Genomic DNA, 23,759 nt, shown 5'->3' with positions numbered 1-23,759 from the left:
AGGAGAATGATCGATGGCCGCAGCGAAAAACGCGGCGCAGGACACGATGCGCCTGCCCGCCGAGCACTTGTACCAACAGGAGATCGAAGCGTTGAAGAAAGAAGACAAAGGAGCGGTTCCGCCGGGCTGGCAGATGTCGCCGCGCGCGGTGCTGACCTATATCACGGGCGGCAAAGCCGGCAAACTGGACATCACGCCCAAATACATCGGCAACCGTCGTCTGGTCGAGATGGCGATCGCTACGTTGGTCACCGACCGCGCGCTGCTGCTGATCGGCGAGCCGGGCACGGCCAAATCTTGGCTGTCGGAGAACTTGTCCGCCGCGGTCAGCGGCAATTCGGGGCTGGTCGTGCAGGGCACGGCGGGAACCAGCGAAGAACAGGTTCGTTATTCGTGGAACTACGCGATGCTGCTCGCGAACGGCCCGACGCCGGAAGCGCTGGTGCGCAGCCCGATCATGCGGGCGATGGAAAGCGGCAGCGTCGCCCGTTTCGAAGAAATCTCGCGCTGCGCGTCCGAAGTCCAGGATGCGCTGATCTCCATTCTGTCGGAGAAGACGGTGTCCGTGCCGGAACTGGGCAGCGAGACGAGCGCGCGCAAAGGCTTCTCGATCATCGCGACGGCGAACACGCGCGACCGCGGCGTCAACGAGATGTCGGCCGCCCTCAAGCGGCGCTTCAACATCATCGTGCTGCCCGCGCCGTCGGACCTCGAGACGGAGCTGTCGATCGTCAAGAAGCGGGTCGGCGAGATCGCCGCGTCTTATCAGCTTCAAGCTTCGCCGCCCGCGGACGAGGCGCTGCTCAAAGTGGTCACGATCTTCCGCGAGCTGCGCAGCGGCATGACGCTGGATCGCAAAGAGAAGCTCAAATCGCCGGCCGGCGTGATCTCGACGGCCGAAGCGATCTCGCTTCTGACCAACAGCATGGCGTTGGCCGCGAGCTTCGGCAGCGGCGAGATGACGGATGCGGACCTGGCCGCCGGGCTTCAAGGCGCGATCGTCAAAGACGACGACAAAGACAAGCTCGTCTGGAAAGAATATCTGGATAACGTCATGAAGAAACGGGGATCGGAGTGGCGCGGACTGTATCAGGCGTGCAGGGAGATGAACGAGTGAAGACGGCGGCGGACGTCAAAGTCTCCGTCTTCGGCGTCCGGCACCTCTCCCCCGGCGGTGCCCGCCACCTGATCGACTATCTGAACCGCGTGCGGCCGACGGCTGTGTTGATCGAAGGACCTTCCGACGCGACGCCGCGCATCGGCGATCTGGTCGATCCGTCGACCGTGCCGCCGGTCGCGGTGCTGGCTTTTACCGACGAGATGCCGGTGCGGACGGCGCTCTGGCCGTTCGCGGTCTATTCGCCGGAACTTCAGGCGATGCGCTGGGCAAAAAAGAACGGTGCGCTCTGCGAATTGATCGACCTGCCGTCGGGCGCGGCGCTGGCGCTGCAAGATCTGCGGCGGCGCGGCTTGGAAGAACGCGGCGTCCGGCGCGAGATGCCGGACTCGGAAACGCCGGAGGCCGATACCGGCCTCGCCGGCGAAGCGGCGGATTCGCTGCCGGGCGGACTGCCGCCTTCGGAGGAACCTTCGGCGGCCGAACCGGAAGGAGCCGAGGAGCTGGAAGGCGGCGGTCCAAGCCGCTCGATCTACGATCGGATCGCCGAATTGGCGGACGAACACGATTACGAGACGTATTGGGAACGTCATTACGAACATAACGCCAACCCGGACGCGTACCGGGACTCGATTCTGGCATTCTCGGCCGAGATGCGTGAATTGGGCGAGGCGCGCGAACGCGAGCAGCAGCCGGAAGAACACGCGTACAACCATGTGCGCGAAGCCTATATGCGGCGGCAGATTCTGAAAGCGATCGAAGCGGGGCACGATCCGGCGAAGATCGTGGTCGTCTGCGGCGCTTACCACGCGGCGGCGCTGGAACATCCGGCGGAAGGCGCGATGACCGACGCGGAGTATGCGGCGATGCCTTCCCGCGGTTCGAAGCTGACGCTGATGCCGTATTCCTATTACCGGCTGTCCAGCTTGTCGGGATACGGCGCGGGCAATAACGCTCCGCATTATTACCAGATGATGTGGGAGCTGATGGAGCAGGGGCGTCCGGAAGATCTGCCCCGGCTGTACCTCTCGACGGCGGCGCGGACGCTGCGCGCCGCCGGTACGCATCGTTCGACCGCCGAAGTCATCGAAGCGGTGCGTCTGGCCGACGGATTGGCGTCGCTGCACGGCGGCAGCGCGCCTACGCTGCTGGAACTGCGTGACGCGGCGCAGACGCTGCTCGGTCGCGGCGAACTGTCGGTCGTGGCCGAAGCGCTGGCGAGGGTGGACGTGGGAACCGAGATCGGCAGCTTGGCCGAAGGCGTGAGCCAGACGCCGCTGCAGGACGACTTGAACCGCGAGTTGAAGCGGCTCAAGCTGACGAAATACAAAACGGCCGTCGCGGCCGATCTGTCGCTCGATCTGCGGGAGAACCGGCGCGTCTCGTCGCCGGAAGCCGCTTACTTGGATCTGAACCGCTCGTTCTTGTTCCATCGGTTGGAACTGCTCGAGATTCCGTTCGTCCGCTCCAAGCCGGCCGGCGCGGACCGGGCGATCTGGGCGGAAGATTGGATCATTCAATGGACCCCGGAAGCCGAGATCCGCGTGGTGGAATCGACGCTGCTCGGCGAGACGATCGAAGTGGCCTGCGCGTACAAGCTGCGCGAGAAACTCGAAGCCTGCACGTCGATCGCGGCAGCGTCCGAGCTGATCGGCATCGCGGTCCGCTGCGGCCTGATCACGCAGATGGAAGACGGCCGCCGCGTCCTGCAAGGTCTGGCGGCGGACAGCCGCGACGTGGCGCAGATCGCCAGAGCCGCGGAGAAGCTCTCGGGCATCGTCGCTTACGGCGATATCCGCCGCGCCGATACGTCGCCGCTCGTGCCGCTGCTCGAGCAGCTGTTCTTCCGCGGCAGCCTGTATCTGTCCGATGCCGCGAACTGCAACGACGAAGCGGCTTACGGCATGATCGCCGCGATGAGCGATCTCAACAAGATCGCCCAAGAACACGACGATGCCGTGGACACGGCGCTCTGGTCGCGCGAACTGAGCGAGCTGTCCGAACGCGACGACCGCAATCCGAAGCTGTCGGGCTTCGCCTGCGCCCTGCTTCTGGAGCGCGGCGAAATGAGCGCCGAACAATGCGCCGCCGAAGTGTCGCGGCGGTTGTCTCCCGGCATCCCGTCGGATCTCGGAGCGGGTTGGTTCGAAGGACTGTCCATGCGCAACCGTTATGCGCTGCTGTCTCGGATGAGCTTGTGGTCGCAGCTTAACGAATACATCAATTCGCTGGACGACGACGAATTCAAACGCGCGCTGGTGTTCCTGCGCCGCGCGTTCAGCTCGTTCTCCGCGCACGAGAAAACGATGATCGCCGAGACGATGGGCGAACTGTGGGGCGTGAACGCGGAGCAAGCCGCGGAGATCCTGACCGGGGATCTGAAGGAGGAAGAAGACAAGATGCTGGACGAATTGAACGATTTCGACTTTGGAGACTTTTGATATGGACCATACATTCGATAATAGCAGCAACGAGACGTCGGACAGCAAACGGCAGCCCCATTCCGTGTCCCGCTGGCGCTTGATCTTGGGCGAAGCCGCCGAAAAGCAGCTCGAAAGCATGAACGGGCCGAACGGTCTGCGCTTGACCGACGAGGAAGCGATCATGGATGCGGCGCTGGCGGCGATCTACGACGATACGGACGGCGGTCAAACCGCCTCCGCCGGCGGTTCGGGACGGAGTTCCGGCAGCAGCGGCGGCGGACGGGGCGCGGGCGGCGGACGAGGTTCGGTCAATCTGTCCCGCTGGCTCGGCGACGTGCGCAATCTGTTCGCCGAAGACGTCGTCTCGATCATTCAGAACGACGCGATCGAACGGCGAGGCTGGAAGCAGCTGCTGTTCGAACCGGAACTGCTGTCTTCGGTGAAGCCGGATATTCAGATGGTCGGTACGCTTATGGCGCTCAAAGGCAAGATTCCGGAGAAAACCAAAGATACCGCTCGTCTGTTGGTCAAAGCCGTGGTCGACGAACTGATGGCGCGCATGAAAGAAGACATGCAGCGGGCCGTGACGGGCGCGCTGAACAGGCGTCAGCATACGCCGCTGCCTTCGCTTAGCGGTCTCGATTGGAAACGGACCATTCAGCGCAATCTCAAGCATTACGATACCGAGCGGAAGATTCTGATTCCCGAGCGGTTCTACTATTTCGACCGCGCTCGTCGCAGCAAAGAATGGACGGTCATTCTGGACATCGACCAGAGCGGCTCGATGGCGGATTCGGTAATCTGGGCATCCGTAACGGGTTCGATCTTCGCGAGCATGCCCGCGCTCGATACGCGGGTCGTCGTATTCGACACGGAAGTGGTCGACTTGACCGAGAAATGCGCGAACGATCCGGTCGATATGCTGTTCGGGATTCAGCTGGGAGGCGGGACCGATATCAACAAGTCGGTCGCGTACTGCGAGAATTTTATCGAAGATCCGAAGAAAACGCTGTTCATCATGATCACCGACCTGTACGAAGGCGGCAATCAGTCGGCTCTGGTGCGCCGGATGCGCGAGATGCGCGAATCCGGGGTGCGGACGCTGTGCCTGCTCGCGCTGTCGGACGGCGGCAAGCCGTTCTACGACGAACGTCTGGCGCGCCAACTGGCGAGAGACGGCACGCCTTGCTTCGCCTGCACGCCGGGCATGCTGCCGGAACTCGTAGCCGGCGCGCTGCAAGGACAGGATATGAGCGCATTGGCGAAGAAGCTGACGACGGACAAAAGCTGATCGGACGTCGAATCGAAGATTGCGGTTGAGAGGAGCAGGGGCGCATGGATTACGCGAAGTCCAAACAAGCTTTAGTGAACGAAGCGTCCGCGTATGCGGACAAGCAGCGGAAATACGCGTTTTTTCGAATGCCGGATTCGCCCGAGCAATCGGAGTCGCTCAAGATCATGTCGCCGCGCGCGATCTCGACGTATGAACCGCTGCGCGAATTCACCCGGTTGAAACGGTTGGAATTCGGCACGACCGATTCCAAGATGACCATTCCGGATCTGACGGGTCTCGAAGCGGCAGCGACGCTTAAACAGTTGAGTTTCGTCGCCAAAACGACCGTGAAACGGGGCATCGAAGCGATTGCCGGCTTGAAGCGGTTGGAAGAATTGTATCTGGGTTATCTGGTGCAAGAGCTTCCGCCCGATCTGCTGTCTTCGCTGCCGCGCGTTCGCAAATTAGGCTTGTCCCGCTTCAACTTCGACAGCCCGTCCGCGCTGCCGCCTTCGCTGCACGAACTTTCGCTGAACTTCAACGAACTGGATCGCGTCCCGCCGTACGCGCAGGCTCCGTCAGTGCGCAAATTGTCGCTCGGCGCGCAGACCTGCGGTCTGAAAGATCTGGGTTCGCTCAGGGTTTTTCCGAACGCGGAAGAGATCCGATTGCTGTCGCCTAAAAAGCTGCACGATCTTACGCATGCCGCCGAGCTGCCCAAACTGCGGATATTGGACGCCAATTTCTGTCCGGCCGCGAATCTCGGCGGTCTGCGCGGCCATCCTGCGCTCGAAGAACTTCGTTTGCGCGGCGGCGGCGCGCGTACCCTTGAACAGATGGGCGTGTGCCCCAAGCTGAAAATTTTGTATTTGGAAAAGTCCGCTTTGGCTTCGATCGAAGGCATTCGGGAGCAGTTTCCGGCTCTGGGATGTTTGTGGATCTGGGGAACCAAGGTCAAAGATCTTCGCCCGTTAACGGGAATGGTCCGATTGCGCCACCTCGACGTCACGCTGCTCAAACCGAAATCTTGGGATTTTCTGCCTACGTTGATCGGTCTGGAACGGTTGGATCTAAGCAAATCTTCGTTCTCGGACGTCAAACTGCTGCTCGATCTGCCGTCGCTCCGATGGGTCCGATTGTCGGGCAGTCTTGTGGAGCGCGGCACGGCGGACTGGTTAGTTCTGGAGCAAAAGCTGCAAAAACGCGGCGGGGAACTGGTACACGCGTGATCGGCAGCTCGGAAGCAAGCAAGAAACTAGCAGGCGACAAGAAAGAAGGAGAAGCCTGGATCATGAACGAGCCTTATAACAACAGCTCGCGTACGGAAACCGTCGTTATACGCCGTCTTTCCCGAACGGACGAACTTTCCGCTTGTCAGGTATTCGAGCAGGCGATCAGGGACGCTTTCGCGCAAGAAGGCTTAGCGGACAGCGAAGACGATATCGCCTACGAAATTTCGCACAAATCGGATAAGCTGCGCGCCGCGCTCGACGCGGCGGAGGCGGGAGTCCAAGAGGGCGAACGTTTTTCTCCGGGCATGCCTGCGCAGCCTTTTTTCCTGATCGCGGATCTTGAAGGAGAAACGGTCGGAACGATTTCTTTCGGTCCGTGCGGCGATTTGATTCGCGAACTGTCGGAAGGTCGACTGAACGGCGTCGGCGAGCTGGGCAGCCTGTATATCCGGCCCGATCTGCAAGGTCTCGGCATCGGTTCGAAGCTGATCGCGGGCATGATGCAGGAGCTTCGCGCTCGTGGCATCGAGAGCTTCTGCCTCGACAGCGGCTACGGACGGGCGCAGAAGCGCTGGCGCCGCAAGTTCGGCGAGCCTTACGCCTGGGCGGAGAACTACTGGGGACCGGGCATGCCTCATGCGATCTGGTACTGCCGCGTAGAGGATGCGAAATAGGCGAAAGACAATGACGAAGCACGCGAAGGACACCGAGCTTGATTTAAGCCTCGGTGTCCTTTTTGATCGAACTTTTTTCAGTTGTCCGCATCTTCCGGCACGATCACCTGCACGTGCGAAGGCAGGATATGCAGCTCGATCGGCAGCACCGGTCCCGGCTCGCCGTCGACATTGGTTTTGACCGCTTCGGTCGAAGTTACGCGAATCCGGCGGGAAGTGAAGTATTCGACGTCTTTATGGCCTTTGAGATTGCCGAGCAGCAGCGAGAAGCCGGCGGTAATCGTATTGAAGAAATTCAGGTCATGGACGATAAATCCGTGCAGCAGTCCGTCGTCGACGGAAGCGTCGGGAGCCAGATTCTCGAAGCCGCCGACCGAGTTGGTCAGCGCGGCGATGAAGATCGGCGCGGGGCCTTCCCAGACGCCGCCGTCATGTTCGATTCGAAGAGGAGCCGCGGAATTGCCGAGCAGTTCTTTGACGCCTTCTTTGAAATAAGCCAGCGCGCCGAGCTTCGACTTGTCTTCCGAGGTAACGGAAGACAGCGTATCGGCCAACGAACCGGCGGCGACCACGTTGGCGAACAGTTGGTCGTTGACGCGGGCCATATCGACGCTTCGCAGCCGCGAAGAAGTCAAAGTGGCGATCGCTTGATCGGGATCGAGCGGAATATGCAGCGCTCGGGCGAAATCGTTGACCGTGCCGAGCGGGATCACGCCGAGTTTGGGCCGGTGCTTCTGATCGAGCAGACCGTTGATCGTCTCGTGCAGCGTGCCGTCTCCGCCGACGGAGACGACCAGATCGAATTCGTCTTCGCAGGCGGATACGCAGAATTTGGTCGCGTCCAGCTCCTGCGTCGTTTCGTTGACCACCACGTCGTAACCCGCTTCGTCGCGAAGCGTGTCTTCGACTTTGCGTACGTATTCAAGCGCTTTTTCTTTGCCTGAGGAAGGGTTCATGATAATCATCGCCTGCTTCACGTAAAAGTTCCCCCGTTCGATAGGAATTGTGCTTGCTACTCCCCTTTACCCAGAAAATAGGCGTTCGGCGCGGGAAAGCGGAACAATATCGAGGAATCGGGTACAATGGACGAAAGAAGCGGAAGCGGGGGAGAAACGGATGAACATGAGAGAACGAACCAACGACCTGAAGCAGCGTATCGAACGGCATATCGAAGCGATTGCCGAATTCACGTCCACGCCGGGAAACGGCACGACGCGGCTGACGTTCAGCGAGCAGGACCGGCAGGCGAGAGCGTATATCAAACAAGTCATGAACGATTGCGGTCTGGACGTGCGCGAAGACGGCTTCGGCAATATTTTCGGCAAAATGGAAGGCACGATCGAAGGCGCGCCTTCGGTGCTGGTCGGCTCGCATTTCGATTCGGTGCCCAGAGGCGGCGCTTACGACGGTCCGGCCGGCGTGATCGCGGGACTGGAGGTGGCGAGACTGTTCCGCGAGAATGGGTTGAAGCCGAAATATCCGCTCGAAGCGGTCGCCATGATCGAAGAAGAAGGCGGACGTTTCGTCGGCGGGCTGCTCGGTTCGCGTTCGATGCTGGGCGTCGTAAGCGCGGAAGAGTTCGCGGCGACGACCGATAAGGACGGCATCTCGACCGTCGAAGCCATGCGGGCGATCGGACTCGATCCGACGCTGCCGGGCAAGCGCGAAGCAGGCAGCATCAAAGCGTTTCTGGAACTGCATATCGAGCAGGGGCCGATCTTGGAAGAAGAAGGCATCCCGATCGGCATCGTGGAAGCGATCGTAGGCCTGACTCAGGTTCAGGTGACCGTGCGCGGCAGCGCGGGCCATGCGGGCACGACGCCGATGGAGCGCCGGGCGGACGCGCTGGTGGCGGCTTCGAAGATCGTCGCGGCGCTGCCGGAACTGGCGGCGCGGCAGGGCGGCGGAACGGTCGCGACCGTGGGACGATTGAACGTGCTGCCGAACGGGGCGAACGTGATTCCCGACCGCGTAACGTTTACCGTCGATCTGCGCGCGGCCCGCGAAGAAGACGTGCTCGGCATTCTGGAGAAGACGGAAGCGTTGGCCGCTTCCGCCGCGGGAGCGGGTATCGAGGTGGACGTCGAACGCCAACTGTATATCCGTCCCAAACGGATGAGCGATCGCGTGCGCGGTCTGCTCGAATCGGCGAGCGAGACGCTCGGCTTCGTTTCCCGGCCGCTGAACAGCGGAGCCGGACACGACGCGATGATCTTCTCGGATTTTACGGAAGTGGGGATGCTGTTCGTGCCGAGCCGCGGCGGTCTCAGCCACTGCCCGGAAGAATGGTCGGACGCGGCGGATATCGCCGGAGCGATCGAGATCTTCTACGAAACGGCTAAAAAGCTGACAGAAGCGTAGGCAAATGATCATTGAAGTCCATAAAAGGCGATTTGGGACCTTTTTTCGCCGGATTCGGCCCGATTTCGCAAAATATTCGCTTTTTCGGGTTGAACGTCCGTACTCTCTGTGGCACCATGAGAAGAATGAACTTTGCAGAAAGTAGGAATGAATCCCATGAATGAACTGCCAAACTGCCCGGCTTGCGGCTCCGCCTATACGTACGAGGACGGCAATCTGCTCGTTTGTCCGGAATGCGCGCACGAATGGACGCCGGGAGCGGACGCAAGCGAAGGCGAAGAAAGCGCGAAAGTCGTTCGCGACGCGAACGGCAACGAACTGCGCGACGGCGACTCCGTAACGGTCATCAAAGACTTGAAAGTCAAAGGAAGCTCGTCGGTGCTGAAGATCGGCACGAAAGTCAAAAATATCCGGTTGGTCGACGGCGATCACGATATCGACTGCAAGATCGACGGATTCGGAGCGATGAAGCTGAAATCGGAGTTCGTGCGCAAAGCTTAAAGAATCGAACGGATTTTCTATGAGCATACAGGTCTATAAGCCCTGCGTTGGGCCTTATTTACAGGTTGATGCAGGGAATCGAGAAGCTTGAAGGAAGCGTTGTCTTCTTTCAAGCTTTTTTGTCATTTATTTCAGTGCAGTGAAACGTTAAACTACTAAAATTTTATATATATTTTTGAATATTTAAATTGTATGATCTTCTTGATTATCAAACGAATCGGCTTTCAAGAGGAATGGGGACAACCATGAAAAACAAAAAAATCGGGCTGCGCATCGCCAGCACCGGGCTGGCGGCGGCGCTGCTCGCTTCCGGCGCATTATCGGGCTTGGGCAGCGCAAACGCGCAATACGCTTCCGTTTCGTCGGGAGACGTCAAAGGACATTGGGCGGAAAGCCGAATCGTTCAGTGGACAGAGTTAGGCTGGATTCGAGGATACGCGGACGGCAAATTCCACCCGGACGATGCGATCACGCGTGCCGAATTCGTCGCATTGGCCAATCGGGCTTTCGGCCTGAAAGCAGGGGAACCAGCCGCGTTCAAGGACGTGCAGGCTTCAAGCTGGGCGGCGAAAGAAGTCTCGACCGCGGCGGCGGCCGGTTACGCGGGCGGGACGTCGGACGGTCTGTTCCGTCCGGATCAGCCGATCACCCGTCAGGAAGCGGCTTTGATGATCGTGCGTTTGCTGAAGCTCGCGCCGGACGCGCAGGCGGCAAACGTATTTGCCGACGCTGCTTCGATGCCGGAGTGGAGCAAAGGAGCGATCGGAGCGGCGGCCGACAGCGGCATCATCGGCGGTTATTCCGACCGTACGTATCGTCCGGCGAAGACGGCTACGCGCGCGGAAGCGATCGCCATGCTGCAAAATGCGATCGACAAAGGGCGCATCGCTTACGATAAAGCCGGAACTTACGGTCCTGCGACCGGTCTGGCGGCGGCATCGGGAGGCGCGGCGATCAACGTTCCCGGCGTGACTCTGCAAAATACGATCGTAAGCGGAAGCCTGAAGTTCGGAGCGGGGATCGGCGAAGGCGACGCGACCCTCAAGAACGTCACGGTGCTGGGACAAACCGAAGTTCGGGGCGGCGGCGCGCACAGTATCCATCTTGTCGATTCGAGCGTTCCTCGGCTGCTGGTCGACAAACAAGGCGGTACGGTCCGCACAGTAGCGGAAGGCGATACCGACATCGGCTCCGCGACTGTAAACGGTGCGGCCGTGCTCGAAGAAGCGGGCGACGGGGAGAACGGTTTCCATGACGTGGAACTGGCGTCGCGGATACCTTCCGGCGCAAGCGTCTCGATGAGCGGACAGTTCGACGAACTGGCGGTCAACAGCCAAGGAACGAACCTCGGCATCGGCTCGGGCGGCGTCGACAGCATCGTGGTCAGCGAATCGGCGACCGGTCTGACGCTGAACTTGGCCGAAGGCGTGACGGTTCGATCGCTGGAGCTGAATGCGCCGGTGAACGTGACCGGTCAAGGCACGATCGCCAATGTGCGTATGAGCGAATCCGCGCGCGCAGGCAGCCGATTCGAGAAAGCGCCTCTTTCGGGAGGACCGGCAGCTCCGACGACGAATACGGGCGGTTCGGGCTCGATTTCGGGGCCGACCAACGAAGAACGCGCGGCGGCGGTCGCCACGCGGATCGTCGCGCTGCCGAACCTGTCCGTTTTAAAAATGTCGGACGAAGCTGCCGTGCAGCAGGCGCTTGCCGCGTACGACAGCTTGACGGCCGCGCAAAAAGCGCTGGTTAGCGAAGCCGATCGCCGAAAGCTCCAAGAAGCAATAGATCGGATTGCCGTGCTCAAAACCGAGCATGCTGCCGATCTGGCGGCTGCCGAAGCGCTCGAGACCGAGATCGCGGCGCTGCCTGCGCTCGAAGGATTGACACTGAAGGACCTTGCCGCGGTCGAAGCGGCACTGGCCGCTTTCGATGCTTTGTCTCCGGCGCGCAAACAGTTGGTCGACATCGACGCGGTGAAGGCGCTGACGGCCGCCAAGTCGAAGCTCGATGCTCTGGCCGCCCAGCTGACGGCGGATACGGCGGCAGCTCGGGCCGCGGCGGCGCTGATCGCGGCGCTGCCCGAAGAATCCGTAATCGCGCTGACCGACGAAGCGGAGGTAACGGCGGCGAACGCGGCTTACGAACAGTTGAACGCGGCGGCCAAAAGCTTCGTCGCGGCCGAAGACTTGACCAAGCTGAGAGCTTCGATCGCGAAGATCGCGGCGCTCCAAGCGCAGCTTGCGGCGGATATCGCGGCGGCGAAAGCGATAACGCAGCAGATCGCGGCGCTTCCGGAAACGGCGCTGCTGGCGTTAACCGACGCAGCGGCGGTGGCCGAGGCGCGCACGGCCTATGACGGCTTGGGCGCGGCGGAGAAAAGCCATGTATCGACGGACAGCCTGACGAAGCTGGGCGCGGCGGAAGCGAGGATCGCGGCGCTCCAAGCGCAGCTTGCCGCCGATATCGCGGCCGCCGAAGCGGTGATGAAGCAGATCGCGCAGCTTCCGGAAACGGCGCTTCTGGCCTTGACCGACGATGCGGCGGTAGCCGCGGCCAGAGCGGCCTATGCCGGCTTGACCGCAGCGGAGAAAAGCCATGTATCGGCGGACAGCCTGACGACGCTAGGCGCGGCGGAAACGAAGATCGCGGCGCTGCAAGCGCAGCTTGCCGCCGATATCGCGGCCGCCGAAGCGGTAATGGAGCAGATCGCGGATCTGCCGAAAACGGCGCTGCTGACGTTGACCGACGATCCGGCGGTAGCCGCGGCTAGAGCGGCCTATGCCGGTCTGACCGCAGCGGAGAAAAGCCACGTATCGGCGGACAGCTTGGCGACGCTCGGCGCGGCGGAAGCGAAGACCGCCGAACTGAAAGCGCAGCTTGCCGCGGATATCGCGGCCGCCGAAGCGGTGATGGAGCAGATCGGGCAGCTGCCGAAGACGGCGAAGCTGGCGTTGACGGACGATCCGGCAGTAGCCGCGGCCAGAGCGGCCTATGCCGGCCTGACCGCAGCGGAGAAAAGCCATGTATCGGCGGAAAGTCTGACGACGCTGAACGCGGCAGAAGCGAAGATCGCGGAACTCCAAGCGCAGCTTGCGGCGGACATCGCGGCCGCTCAAGCTGTGATGGAGCGGATCGCGGCGCTGCCGGCGACGACGCAGCTCGCTTTGACCGACGAAACGGTCGTTCAAGCGGCGCAGGCGGCGTATGCCGGTCTGAACGCGGCCGAGAAAAGCCATGTATCGGCGGATAGTTTGACCAAGCTGAATGCGGCGGCGGCAAAGATTCAAGCGCTGAAAGACGAACTTGCGGCGGATATCGCGGCGGCCGAAGCGGTCACGCAGCAGATCGCGGCACTTCCGGAAACGGCTTTGATTCGCTTAGCCGATCAAACGGCCGTGCAAAACGCGCAGCAGGCTTACGAAGCGCTGACGCCGGCCCGTAAAACGCGCGTTTCCGCGTCCGACGTTACCCGCTTGAATAATGCGGTGTCCAAAATTCAAGAACTGCAAGCGGACGCGGCAGCCGCCGCGGCCGTGGAGAGCCAGATCGCGGCGCTGCCGGCGACCGCTTCGCTGACGCTCGCGAACGAAGCGGCGGTGACGGCGGCCAAGCAGGCTTATGACGCTTTGACGTCGGCCCGCAAAGCGCTGGTCTCGTCGGCGAACCTGACCAAGCTCGGCGACGCGACGGACAAAATCGCCGCGCTCAAAGCGCAGTTGGCGATCGACCAGCAGGCGGCCGACGACGCGGCCGCGCTGATCGCGGCGCTGCCCGCAGCGGCTTCGCTGACGTTCGGCGACAAAGCGGCGGTCGATCAAGCGCAAGCGGAATTCGCGGCTCTGACTTCCGCGCAGCAGGGTCTGGTCTCGTCCGCGAACCGCACCAAGTTGAACGACGCGGTCGCGCGGATCGCGGCGATCGCAGCAGACGTAAACGCGGCCGCGAGCGTGACGGCTCTGATCGAAGCGCTGCCGGCGACCGCTTCGCTGACCTTGTCGGACGAATCGGCGGTTCAGGCGGCTCAGAACGCGTATGCCGCGCTCACGTCCGCGCAGCAAGCTTACGTGTCCGCGGGTAATCGGACCAAATTGGCGGATTCGGTCGCGAAGATCACGTCTTTGAAAGGGCCGTACGTGCTGAAAAGCAAAGACATCATGAACTTCAACTATGTAGACGTGCAAGCGACCGCGCCGCTGCTGCGAAGCAAACCGATCTTGTCGAAAGACTTTTCTTCCAATCCGGTCGATTTCACGATCTACTACGAGAATTACGTGATTCCGATTCAAGAGAGCCGAAACCTCCAGAGTTGGGAATTCGAGCCTGAAGATATCTTCGGCGGCGTCATCATCGATACGAATATCCAGATGGCGTACGGTTCGAATCTGGGGTCCAAGTCGCTCGAATCGATGCAGAACATCGATAACAGCGATACGGTAAGACTCAACAGCACCAAAACAGGGTCTTCGAGTTACATTCGTTTGACGGGCAACTGGCAGCCGTGGTTCGAACAAAGCGAAGCGCGCGGAACCGACGCCGAAGTGCGGCAGCGCAGTTTCGTCGTCAGCAACGGCACCGCTTCGGCGACCATTACCTTGAGCCGGAACTTCGTCGATCCCGACGGGACGGGCCCCAAAGATTCGCTGGACGCTCTGATCACGTATATCAACGGCAGACTTTCCGCCAACGGCGTCGCCGGAGCGGCGGCGGTGCGTTCCGGGCAGGGCTTCGAGCTGCAATTGTCGAAGGCGTACAGCGGCCTGACGATATCGGGCACGAACAAAGACGAATTCTTCACGGAATTCTCGGGCAAGTAAGCAGCAGCCGGCCCGGAAAAAGAAACAGCGGACTTTTTCGGCCGAAAACCGGTTTCCTTTACAGGGGACCGGTTTTTTGTCGTTCGGTTCGGGCGGCGCGGATCGTCCGGCTCGGCAGGTCTTCCGCGGAAAAGGTTGGTGTCGGCATGCGATCGGCGTTAAGATAGAAAACGAATCAAGTCGGAACACGGATAAAAGGTATGGAGGACAGAGTCGATATGAACGAAGATTCGAAAAGCGTGAATCCGGAATCTCTGGGATACCGGCAAAAATATCGCGGCGATTGCGAGAACTGCTTCGGACTCTGCTGCGCGGCGCTGCCGTTCAGCGTCTCGGTCGATTTCGCGATCGACAAAGCGGCGGGCGAGCCCTGCCGCAACCTGCGGGAAGATTACCGCTGCGGCATCCATCGGAATCTGCGAACCAGCGGTTTCCGCGGCTGCACGGTCTACGACTGCTACGGAGCGGGCCAAAAAGTCTCGCAGGAGACGTTCGGCGGCATAAGCTGGCGCGAGCGGCCGGAGACGGCGCGCGCCATGTTCGCGGTGCTGCCGATCGTCTGGCAGCTTCATGAGCTGCTGCTGTACATGGAGGAGCTTCTGGGCCGCCCGGCGGCCTCGAAGCTCCATCCGCGCCTGCGCGAGCAGCTCGCCGAAGTCGAGCGCCTCACGCGGCAGGACCCCGACGCTCTGCAATCGCTGAGCGTCTCCGCGCAGCGCGCGCGGGTGAACGAGCTGCTGCTCGAAGGCAGCGAGCTCGTTCGCGCCGAGGCGCTGCGCCGCCGCAAATCGGGCGGCGGAGAGCCTTCGCGCGGGACGCCGTCCCCGCGCAAGAACGGCCGGCGCGGCCGCAAGCCGGCCGTGGGCCGCGGCGCCGACCTTATGGGCGCGGACCTGCGGGGCGAGGACCTGCGCGGCGCCAATCTTCGCGGCGCGTACCTGATCGCCGCGAACCTGCGCGGCGCGGATCTGCGCGAAGCGGATCTGATCGGCGCCGATCTGCGGGATGCCGATCTGGCGGGCGCCGACTTGACCGGCGCTTTGTTCTTGACCCAAGTGCAGTTGAACGCCGCGCAGGGCGACGCCGCGACCGTGCTTCCGACGGGCTTCGAGCGCCCGGGGCATTGGACGGGGGCGATCTGATGGGAGAAGCGATGCGAGAGATCGTTTTGCTGCCCGCCCGGCTCGAAGACGCGGAGCGGCTGGCCGAGCTGCGCGCGGAAGCGTTGTTCGACAGCTTGAACCGTCTGGGGCGTTACGACGAACGAAGAGTGCGGGAACGCTTCTACAGCTCGTTCGAGCCGCAGTACACGAAGATCATCGAAGCGGACGGCGCGTTCGCGGGCTGCGCGGCGCTGAAGCCGTCTCGAGAGCCTCAAGGGGAAGGCGGACAAGAAGAACAAGGCTGGCTGCTGGAACATTTCTATCTGACGGGCGATATGCGAGGGCGAGGCATCGGGGCGGAAGTGCTGCGGCGTTTGTTGGAAATCGCCGCGGAGAACCCGGCTCCCGTACGGCTGAACGTGCTTCAAGGCAGCCCGGCGCGAAGCCTTTACGAACGTTTCGGTTTCGAGACGTACAGCGAAGACGAGGTAGACGTCTATATGGTGCTTCGCCCGTCTCGGCTGCATACTCTACAAGCTTAAGGAGGTTATCCGACCATGAAATTCAATCGACTGGGCAGCAGCGGGCTGCAAGTGTCCGAACTGGGGCTCGGCACGAACGCTTTCGGCAAAAGGACCGGCGAAGCGGATTCGATCCGTCTGATTCATGCGGCGCTCGACGGCGGGATCAACTTCGTGGATACCGCCAACATCTACGCCGGAACGGAGTCCGAACGCATCATCGGCCGAGCGCTGGAAGGACGCCGCAGCGAAGTCGTGCTGGCGACCAAAGCCGGCCTGCCTTACGAAGGCACGCGCGGACAAGGTTCTTCGCGCCGCCAGCTTCAATTGGAGCTGGAGAGCAGCCTTAAGCGCCTGAAGACGGATCATGTCGATCTGTATCAGATCCACACGTTCGATCCGTACACGCCGCTCGAAGAAACGCTGCGCACGCTGGACGACTTCGTGACGTCGGGCAAAGTTCGTTATATCGGCGCGTCGAATTACGCGGCTTGGGAACTGATGAAGGCGCTCGGCATCAGCGAGCGCGCGGGCTTCGTTCGCTATACGTCCAGCCAGACCTGCTATTCGCTGGCCGATCGCACCCCGGAGAACGAGCTGATCCCGATGCTGCTGGATCAAGGGCTGGGCTTGATTCCTTATTTCCCGCTCGCGGGCGGTATCCTGAGCGGCAAATACGGCGGCGCAGATTCGTCTCCGACCGGATCGAGAGCCGAGACCGATCCGAACTTCCGGCGCTTCTTGAACGAGCGTTATCTGGAATTGGGCCGGCAGGTGAGCCGCTTGGCCGCGGAAGCCGGCACGACGCCGAGCGTGCTGTCGATCGCTTGGCTGCTCGGTCGGCCGAGCGTGTCGACCGTCATCGCGGGCGCGACAAGCGCGCAGCAGGTCGCGGCCAATCTGGAAAGCGTCGATTTCCGTCCGGACGAAGCGCTGCTGCGCAAGCTGGACGAGATCAGCGAGCCGTTCCGCTCCGGCGATCCGTTTGCGGTGTATCGGTTGAAGTAAATGAATGGTCGGTCGGGCGCGCATTTTCTTCGGCTCGGCCGTTGGTCGCTCTGCGCTTTGCGGAGAAGAAGCTTCGAACGAGTCGGTTCGTTCGAAGCTTTTTTGTGCGTGCGGCTTTCCGGAAACAGCGCTCATATAACGAACAAACATAACGCAGCGTATCGCAGTATCTCGGAACATCCTTCGCTCCGCGCCTCGCCGACTCTCGCTTCGCAGATCGGCCGCAGCCTGCGCGTCTCGTTTATCGATCGAGCGGATCAAACGCTTCGAGCGCTTCGAGCGGCAGCTTCCGCACCATCGCCCGCTCTAACGGAACACAGATCCGTTACAACCCCGTTTCGCCCTCTTTTTTACGGCTAACGGAACGACGATTCGTTAGCCGTAAAAAAGGCGACGAAAACGGCTCGAAAAGGCCGTTTTTCTCGCCTAAGCGTCGCCTCGTTCCGTTAGAACCTTGAGAAGGCCGATTGTACAGTCTAAGCATCCCCTCGTTCCGTTAGCGCCGAAATCTACAGCCAATCCCGCGCCCGTTTTTGCCGTGCCTGCTTCTTCCGGCCATATTGCAGCTCTACCGATTATCGTAACTTTATTGTTCGTTTGCCCAATAATTTTCGTCTTTCTATCAATATCTTTGCCCGCATGTAAGCGTTTATACTGTAAGCGTGTTCAAGGATACAAGGACTCGAAAAGCTCGCGTTCTCGACCCGATTCGCCGCTTGCCGGTTCCGCTTTGTCGGTCTCGCGAGCGAAGGAATCGGCCGGTAACGCGGACGCGTTCGACGAAAGATCGCGCGCTCGGGCACAAAACGTTTACGGATGCGGGAGGATGTACAGGATGGATGGACTCACAATCAGTTGGATCGGGGCGCTGGTCGGGCTTGCTCTGGCGATCGTTCTGATCTTGCGCAAGCTTAATCCGGTGTATGCGCTGTTTCTGGGCGCTATCGTAGGCGCTCTTATCGGAGGAGCGAATCTGGAACAAACGGTCGGCGTATTGGTGAGCGGCACGCAGAGCGTGATGGGCACCGTGCTGCGGGTATTGGCGGCCGGCGTATTGGCGGGCGTGATGATGGAATCCGGCGCGGCCGAGACGATCGCTCAAGCGATCGTGCGCAAATTCGGCGGCAGCCGGGCGATTCTGGCGCTGGCGCTCGCCACGATGATCATTACCGCGGTCGGCGTGTTCATTCCGGTCGCCGTGTTGATCGTGGCTCCGATCGCGCTGTCGGTCGGCAATAAGATGGGCATCTCCAAGTTGGCGCTGATTCTGGCGTTGTCGGGCGGCGGCAAAGCGGGCAATATCATCTCGCCGAACCCGAATACGATCGCGGCGGCGCGCGGCTTCGATCTGGATCTGAGCCGCGTCATGCTGGCCGGATTCGTTCCGGCGGTCTGCGGTCTGATCGTCACGGTGCTGGTCGCTTCGCTGCTCAAGAACAAAGGCGTCAAAGTCGCGGACGAAGAAGTGCCGGGCGGCGAAGTCGACATGTCGAAATACCCGCCGCTGGGCCGGGCGATCGTCGCTCCTCTGGTCGCGGTCGTGCTGCTCATGATCAATCCGATCGGATCGATCTCCGGCATCGAAGCGCTCGCGAATTTCAAAGTGGACGCGATGTACATTCTGCCGCTGGCCGGCATCATCGGGATGTTGGCGATGCGGCAGGGCGGCAAGATTTTGTCTTACACGGCTTCCGGCCTCAACAAGATGACGGCGACCGTGCTGATCCTGATCGGCGCGGGCGGCATCGCGGGACTGATCGCGGCTTCCGACTTGTCGACGCAGGTCGTGGCGCTGATCGACGCGTCGGGCATCTCCGGCACGTTCCTCGCCCCGATCTCGGGGATCTTGATGGCGGCGGCGACCGCTTCGACGTCGACGGGCGTCATTCTGGCGACCGGCTCGTTCGGCGAAGCGATCCTGAATATGGGCACGGCTCCGCTCGCGGCCGCCGTCATGGTCCATACCGGCGCGACCGTGATCGACTCGCTGCCGCAGGGCAACTATTTCCACGTTACGGCGGACGCGATGAAGATGTCGATCCGTCAGCGGATGGGCGTTATTCCTTACGAAGCGATCGTCGGCGGCACGATGATGATCGTGGCGACGATCTTGTACGGATTCATCTTGTGAACGTCGAGGCAGGCGCGTCGCGTTCTTCGGCCGCCGCCTGCCGTCTTCTCATTATCTGATTCGAAACGGAGTGATCGTATGAGCGGCAAGACTTTTCTGTTGGCGCCGGATTCTTTCAAAGAAAGCATGACGGCCAAAGAGGTATGCACGGCGATGGAAACCGGATTGCGCCGGGTCTATCCGGACGCGCGCTTCATCCACGTTCCGATGGCCGACGGCGGCGAAGGCACGGTGCAGTCGCTCGTCGACGCGTCGGGCGGCAGCCTGCATCATAAAGAAGTGACGGGACCGCTTGGCGCGCCGGTTACGGCAAGCTTCGGCCTGCTCGGCGACGGCGAGACGGCGGCGATCGAGATGGCTTCCGCAAGCGGCATCCACTTCGTGAACAAAGAGACCAAGAATCCGCTCGTGACGACCACTTACGGCACGGGCGAATTGATTCGCGAATGTCTGGACCGAGGCGTCAAAAAGATTCTGATCGGGATCGGCGGCAGCGCCACCAACGACGGCGGAGCGGGGATGGCGGAAGCGCTGGGCGTTCGTTTTCTGGGCGAAGACGGTCTGGAGATTCCTCGCGGCGGCGGCGGGTTGGACCGGCTGCGCAGGATCGATATGTCCGGCGTCGATCCGCGATTGGCGAACGTGGAGATCGTGGTCGCCTGCGACGTGACCAACCCGTTATGTGGCGAGCACGGAGCTTCGGCGGTATTCGGTCCGCAAAAAGGCGCGACGCCCGAAACGGTGCCGATTCTGGACCGCAACCTGTCGCATTATGCGGACGTGATCGCCGATCAGCTCGGCCGCGACGTGCGCGACGTGCCGGGCGCGGGCGCTGCCGGAGGCTTAGGAGCGGGACTGCTGGTCTTCACGCGTTCCGAGCTGAGAAAAGGCGTGGAGATCGTGCTGGATTACACCGAACTCGAACGCAAAGCGGCGGAAGCCGATATCGTGTTCACCGGCGAAGGCGGGATCGATTTCCAGACGAAATTCGGCAAGACGCCGTACGGCGTCGCGAAAGCGGCCAAGCGCGCGGGCAAAAAAGTGATCGCCGTCGCCGGTTACGTGGGCGAAGGCGTCGAGACGCTGCATGACGAAGGCATCGACGCGATCTTCGGGATCGTCCCGGGCGCGGCGGAACTGCCCGAACTGCTGGCGGCCGGCCCGGAGAACGTGGCGCGGACCTGCGAGAATATCGCGCGAGTGTTGAAGTTCGCGGATCGTGAGCCGGGTGCGGCTTCGAACGGCTAAACGGATTCCGAAGGGCGCTGACGCGAAAAAGACCCACGATGTGCAAGAAGCCGAAGCGGCGCCGCTTCGGCTTTTTTTGTTGTTCCTAGCGGTGTTCCGCCAGCAGGTCGTACACCAATTGGAACAAGTCGAGCAGCTTCCGGGGATCGCGGCCGGTCAGCTCGGCGATGCGTTTCAACCGGTATTGCAGCGTGTTGCGGTGGATATTCAGCAGAGAGGCGGTCGCCGACATGCTGCCGTCTTGTTCGACGAAAGCGCGCAGCGTATCGATCAGCTCGGGATGTTCGTCGAGCCGGGCGGAAATGCGGATGCGCGGCTCGATCTCGGTTCCGGCCAGCCCGGCGAGAAAGGCCACTTCGTCGTATTCGACGATTCGCGTCTCGGGACGCAGCGCGTTCAGCACGCCGAGAGCGGATCTTGCCTGAACGAAGCTGTCGGCGACCGCTTCTTCCGGCCGTCCGGCCGCGGCCGAAGCCTGCCGCTGCCCGCGAAGCAGCGGTTCGAGCAGCGTCTTCGGGCGGGTCTCGTCTTGGATCAGAATCAGATGCACGCCGTCTTCCGGACGGAAAACGGGAAATCTCGCCGGCAGTATCGGGGCTTCTTCCGCGAATTCGAGACCGGCCGCATACAGCACGCACGTTTTCAAGTTCAGATCGAGACCGTAAGCGGCGGCTTCTTTTTTGATCTTCTGGGTATAAGCGCCCCGATGCTCCAGCAGCATGCGGATAAACGCGGAACGCCGGTTTTCTTCGTGGGCGAGATTTTCGAGCATCGTTTTCTGTTCGATCAACAGCGACACGGTCGTGCGGACGATATTGCAGAACGGCCTTACTTCTTCCGGTTCGCCGCTGATCCCGATCACTCCGACCCGTTTATCGCCGATCACGATCGGTTCGTTGGTGCCTTTTTTCTCGAAACGGCCGTCCTCGAAGACTTCCACCATGCGTCCGGTAGCCAACGCGCGGACCGCTCCTTCGTGAACGGTACCGATTCGCGATTTGTTTCCGCTGCCGACGATAACGCCAAGGTCGTTCATGATGTTTATATTGTAAGGAATGTCGAGCATCATCTTGTCGACGATCTCCTGCGCCTGCTTGGTCGAGAGTCGAAACATTCGTCTTCACCTCTTATCGGATCGCGAAGCCGCTTGGAGAGCGATGCGGCTGCGCGTTGTGCGTTCGAACAAAGATTATAACCGTTCTCATCGAGGTTTCCCATGATTTTTCGGACATCGAAAAAGAAAAACCGCAAGTGTTCGCAGGGAGGAAGGCGCTTGAAACGTCTATAGATGAAGAAGAAACAAAACGGAGAATAAATGTTAACAATTGTTTAGTATTGTTTAATCCGCCGTTCGAATGTATTTTAAGAACATGAAGTACAATAAATGAGATCCCCACCGGCCAAAATTCAATCGAAATCGAGGGACAGGTATGAAAATTTTGATTACGACCGAATGTTACCGGCCAATCATCAACGGAGTCGTCACCTCGGTGGTCAATTTACAGAGCGAACTGGAGAAGAACGGGCACGAAGTCCGGATTCTGACCTTGTCGCCGGACGGTCATTCGTTTACGGAGAACGGCATTACGTATATCGGTTCCGTTCCCGCGCTGTACCCCGGCGTTCGAACCGCGCTGCGCGTACATCGCAGAGAACTTCGTCCGCTGCTCGACTGGAAGCCCGATCTGATCCATTCGCAGTGCGAATTCAGCACGTTCCGAATGGCCAAATACATAGCGGCGAAGTTGAAAGTGCCTATCGTTCACACGTATCATACCGTATATGAAGATTACACCCATTATTTCTCGCCGAGCCGGACTTGGGGACGCGCCGCGGTCGCCTGGTTTACCCGAAACACGCTCAGCCATGTCCAGTGCGTGATCGCGCCGACCGAGAAAGTTCGCGGCCTGCTGGCCGGTTACGGCGTCCCGGATGATATTCAAGTGGTGCCGACAGGCGTCGATCTCGGACAATTCCGCCGCGAGCTGCCGGTCGAACGTCGCCTGCTTCTTAGGAAAAAGCACGGATTGTCCGAAGAAGATCAAGTCATGGTATCCGTCGGCAGACTGGCGAAAGAGAAAAATCTCGAAGAAATTTTGCGTTTCGTCTCGAACAGCCGGCATCAAGCGGCCAAACTGCTGATCGTCGGCGACGGCCCGCACCGGCAGACGCTGGAACGATGCGCCGAAGAATTGGGCATTCGGGACCGGGTCGTGTTCGCGGGCATGGTTCAGCCGGGAGAGATCGCCGACTATTACCGATTGGGCGATCTGTTCGTCAGCGCTTCGAGCAGCGAGACGCAGGGCTTGACCTATATCGAAGCGATGGCTTCGGGCCTGCCGGTGCTCTGCCGCCGGGACGACTGCTTGAAAGGCGTCGTGGACGGCGGATACAACGGCTGGCAGTACGACGCGTTCGATCAGTTCGAGAAGTCGCTGGATCTGGCTTTCGACGGAGGAGACCGCTTGAAGCGCATGGGAGACAACGCCCGCGCCTCGGCGCTCTCGCGCTACTCGTCGTCCGCTTTCGGCGCCGGCGTCGAGCAGGTGTACGCGCGCGCGATCGCCGCTTACCGACCTGCCGGCAGCCGCGTGTTCATGCTCCCCGCCGTCAACAAATAATCATTTGTCCGAGGCGGCCGACCGGCCCGCATGCTGTCCGCCTCTCCTTCCTGCATCGCCACCCCAACCCATGATCGGAGGAACCTCGCATGAAGCCCTTTTCGCTTCGTTATATGATGAACGCCTCGACGGTCGCCGGTCTTGCCGCCTGCGCGGCGCTGGTGTTCTACGGCTTCTATACCGGCATCTTCAGTTCCCAAGCGGCATTGGAGCAGTTCTTGGCAGGCTTCGGCCTGTGGGCGCCGCTGATCTTCGTGATCTTCCAAGCCGTTCAGGTCGTCATCCCGATCCTTCCGGGCGGCATCGGCTGCGTGGCGGGCGTGCTGGTCTTCGGTCCGATCGCCGGATTCCTCTATAATTACGTCGGCATCTGCCTCGGTTCGCTGGCCGCGTTCCTGCTGGCGCGCCGCTACGGCAGACCGATCATCGAGAGCATGTTCAGCCCGAAGCTGCGCGCCAAATATCTGCATTGGACGGAAGGACGCCGGTTCAACAATCTGTTTGCCGTCGCCATCTTCATGCCGGTCGCTCCGGACGACTTCCTGTGCTATCTGGCGGGAACGACCAAGATGACGGTTCGGCGGTTCGCCACGATCATTCTGCTGGGCAAGCCGCTGGCGATCGCCGCTTACAGCTTCGGCTTGAGCGCGGCGATCACTTACTTGGCGAAGCTGTTCGGCATCGCTTAAGCGTTTCTTTAGGGAACGATTCGGAAGGGAAGGAAGACCT

General features: G+C 61.0%; 17 protein-coding genes. 15 read left to right on the top strand and 2 right to left on the bottom strand.

The window, feature by feature from the left end; translation table 11 throughout:
• Positions 1-13 precede the first annotated feature (13 nt).
• The 5 genes from CDO73_RS05400 to CDO73_RS05380 all read left to right on the top strand — a co-directional run bounded on the left by CDO73_RS05400 (position 14) and on the right by CDO73_RS05380 (position 6,719).
• On the top strand, positions 14-1,117 hold the full coding sequence (locus CDO73_RS05400) for an AAA family ATPase (protein ID WP_088487475.1): 1,104 nt from the start codon (positions 14-16) through the stop codon (positions 1,115-1,117).
• Positions 1,114-3,558, top strand: coding sequence for a DUF5682 family protein (locus CDO73_RS05395; protein WP_088487474.1), 2,445 nt, complete (start codon positions 1,114-1,116; stop codon positions 3,556-3,558). The genes CDO73_RS05400 and CDO73_RS05395 overlap by 4 nt, the downstream gene beginning before the upstream one ends.
• Position 3,559: 1 nt before the next feature.
• Positions 3,560-4,831, top strand: coding sequence for a VWA domain-containing protein (locus CDO73_RS05390; protein WP_088487473.1), 1,272 nt, complete (start codon positions 3,560-3,562; stop codon positions 4,829-4,831).
• A gap of 44 nt (positions 4,832-4,875) precedes the next feature.
• A complete protein-coding gene (locus CDO73_RS05385) occupies positions 4,876-6,042 on the top strand; it encodes a leucine-rich repeat domain-containing protein (protein ID WP_088487472.1) in 1,167 nt (388 codons plus the stop codon).
• A gap of 62 nt (positions 6,043-6,104) precedes the next feature.
• On the top strand, positions 6,105-6,719 hold the full coding sequence (locus CDO73_RS05380) for a GNAT family N-acetyltransferase (RefSeq protein ID WP_088487684.1): 615 nt from the start codon (positions 6,105-6,107) through the stop codon (positions 6,717-6,719).
• A gap of 77 nt (positions 6,720-6,796) precedes the next feature.
• On the opposite strand, the gene CDO73_RS05375 is transcribed toward CDO73_RS05380, so the two are convergent.
• Positions 6,797-7,696: a diacylglycerol/lipid kinase family protein gene (locus CDO73_RS05375; protein WP_088487471.1), complete on the bottom strand. Its 900-nt coding sequence runs from the start codon at positions 7,694-7,696 to the stop codon at positions 6,797-6,799.
• A 139-nt stretch (positions 7,697-7,835) separates the two neighbouring features.
• On the opposite strand from CDO73_RS05375, the gene CDO73_RS05370 reads away from it, so the two are divergent.
• The 8 genes from CDO73_RS05370 (at position 7,836) to CDO73_RS05335 (ending at position 20,409) form a co-directional block, all read left to right on the top strand.
• Positions 7,836-9,080 carry a Zn-dependent hydrolase gene (locus CDO73_RS05370; RefSeq protein WP_373446967.1) on the top strand — a complete coding sequence of 415 codons (1,245 nt, stop codon included), beginning with the start codon at positions 7,836-7,838 and terminating at the stop codon, positions 9,078-9,080.
• 156 nt (positions 9,081-9,236) lie between these two features.
• The gene (locus CDO73_RS05365) at positions 9,237-9,581 is read left to right on the top strand and encodes a zinc ribbon domain-containing protein YjdM (protein WP_088487470.1); all 345 of its coding nucleotides are present in this window, start codon (positions 9,237-9,239) and stop codon (positions 9,579-9,581) included.
• A gap of 245 nt (positions 9,582-9,826) precedes the next feature.
• Positions 9,827-14,398: an S-layer homology domain-containing protein gene (locus CDO73_RS05360; RefSeq protein WP_179218588.1), complete on the top strand. Its 4,572-nt coding sequence runs from the start codon at positions 9,827-9,829 to the stop codon at positions 14,396-14,398.
• Between the two features lie 218 nt (positions 14,399-14,616).
• Positions 14,617-15,540, top strand: coding sequence for a pentapeptide repeat-containing protein (locus tag CDO73_RS05355; protein WP_088487468.1), 924 nt, complete (start codon positions 14,617-14,619; stop codon positions 15,538-15,540).
• Positions 15,540-16,043, top strand: a complete 504-nt coding sequence (locus tag CDO73_RS05350) for a GNAT family N-acetyltransferase (protein WP_256972572.1) — start codon at positions 15,540-15,542, stop codon at positions 16,041-16,043. The genes CDO73_RS05355 and CDO73_RS05350 overlap by 1 nt, the downstream gene beginning before the upstream one ends.
• Positions 16,044-16,058: 15 nt before the next feature.
• Positions 16,059-17,030, top strand: a complete 972-nt coding sequence (locus CDO73_RS05345) for an aldo/keto reductase (RefSeq protein ID WP_088487467.1) — start codon at positions 16,059-16,061, stop codon at positions 17,028-17,030.
• A gap of 835 nt (positions 17,031-17,865) precedes the next feature.
• The gene (locus CDO73_RS05340; RefSeq protein ID WP_088487466.1) at positions 17,866-19,161 is read left to right on the top strand and encodes a GntP family permease; all 1,296 of its coding nucleotides are present in this window, start codon (positions 17,866-17,868) and stop codon (positions 19,159-19,161) included.
• Positions 19,162-19,239: 78 nt separating this feature from the next.
• Entirely contained in the window at positions 19,240-20,409 is a 1,170-nt protein-coding gene (locus tag CDO73_RS05335; RefSeq protein WP_088487465.1) for a glycerate kinase family protein, read from the top strand.
• A gap of 85 nt (positions 20,410-20,494) precedes the next feature.
• Here CDO73_RS05335 and CDO73_RS05330 read toward each other — a convergent pair whose 3' ends face one another.
• A complete protein-coding gene (locus tag CDO73_RS05330) occupies positions 20,495-21,523 on the bottom strand; it encodes a CdaR family transcriptional regulator (protein ID WP_088487464.1) in 1,029 nt (342 codons plus the stop codon).
• 316 nt (positions 21,524-21,839) lie between these two features.
• Between CDO73_RS05330 and CDO73_RS05325 the strand changes: the two genes are divergently transcribed.
• Both CDO73_RS05325 and CDO73_RS05320 read left to right on the top strand, forming a co-directional pair.
• Entirely contained in the window at positions 21,840-23,030 is a 1,191-nt protein-coding gene (locus CDO73_RS05325; protein ID WP_088487463.1) for a glycosyltransferase family 4 protein, read from the top strand.
• Between the two features lie 89 nt (positions 23,031-23,119).
• A complete protein-coding gene (locus CDO73_RS05320; RefSeq protein WP_088487462.1) occupies positions 23,120-23,719 on the top strand; it encodes a TVP38/TMEM64 family protein in 600 nt (199 codons plus the stop codon).
• The last annotated feature ends 40 nt before the right edge of the window (positions 23,720-23,759 follow it).

The sequence above is a fragment of the Saccharibacillus sp. O23 genome (assembly GCF_002205895.1).
Taxonomy (GTDB): domain Bacteria; phylum Bacillota; class Bacilli; order Paenibacillales; family Paenibacillaceae; genus Saccharibacillus.
Note: the sequence above shows the minus strand (reverse complement) of the source record. Positions and strands in the feature narration are given on the sequence as shown.

Excerpts from the sequence above, each read along its gene's own strand:
- CDO73_RS05400 (WP_088487475.1), top strand. The coding sequence starts at position 14 with ATGGCCGCAGCGAAAAACGCGGCGCAGGACACGATGCGCCTGCCCGCC.
- CDO73_RS05390 (WP_088487473.1), top strand. The coding sequence starts at position 3,560 with ATGGACCATACATTCGATAATAGCAGCAACGAGACGTCGGACAGCAAA.
- CDO73_RS05385 (WP_088487472.1), top strand. The coding sequence starts at position 4,876 with ATGGATTACGCGAAGTCCAAACAAGCTTTAGTGAACGAAGCGTCCGCG.
- CDO73_RS05380 (WP_088487684.1), top strand. The coding sequence starts at position 6,105 with ATGAACGAGCCTTATAACAACAGCTCGCGTACGGAAACCGTCGTTATA.
- CDO73_RS05370 (WP_373446967.1), top strand. The coding sequence starts at position 7,836 with ATGAACATGAGAGAACGAACCAACGACCTGAAGCAGCGTATCGAACGG.
- CDO73_RS05365 (WP_088487470.1), top strand. The coding sequence starts at position 9,237 with ATGAATGAACTGCCAAACTGCCCGGCTTGCGGCTCCGCCTATACGTAC.
- CDO73_RS05360 (WP_179218588.1), top strand. The coding sequence starts at position 9,827 with ATGAAAAACAAAAAAATCGGGCTGCGCATCGCCAGCACCGGGCTGGCG.
- CDO73_RS05355 (WP_088487468.1), top strand. The coding sequence starts at position 14,617 with ATGAACGAAGATTCGAAAAGCGTGAATCCGGAATCTCTGGGATACCGG.
- CDO73_RS05350 (WP_256972572.1), top strand. The coding sequence starts at position 15,540 with ATGGGAGAAGCGATGCGAGAGATCGTTTTGCTGCCCGCCCGGCTCGAA.
- CDO73_RS05345 (WP_088487467.1), top strand. The coding sequence starts at position 16,059 with ATGAAATTCAATCGACTGGGCAGCAGCGGGCTGCAAGTGTCCGAACTG.
- CDO73_RS05340 (WP_088487466.1), top strand. The coding sequence starts at position 17,866 with ATGGATGGACTCACAATCAGTTGGATCGGGGCGCTGGTCGGGCTTGCT.
- CDO73_RS05335 (WP_088487465.1), top strand. The coding sequence starts at position 19,240 with ATGAGCGGCAAGACTTTTCTGTTGGCGCCGGATTCTTTCAAAGAAAGC.
- CDO73_RS05330 (WP_088487464.1), bottom strand. The coding sequence starts at position 21,523 with ATGTTTCGACTCTCGACCAAGCAGGCGCAGGAGATCGTCGACAAGATG.
- CDO73_RS05325 (WP_088487463.1), top strand. The coding sequence starts at position 21,840 with ATGAAAATTTTGATTACGACCGAATGTTACCGGCCAATCATCAACGGA.
- CDO73_RS05320 (WP_088487462.1), top strand. The coding sequence starts at position 23,120 with ATGAAGCCCTTTTCGCTTCGTTATATGATGAACGCCTCGACGGTCGCC.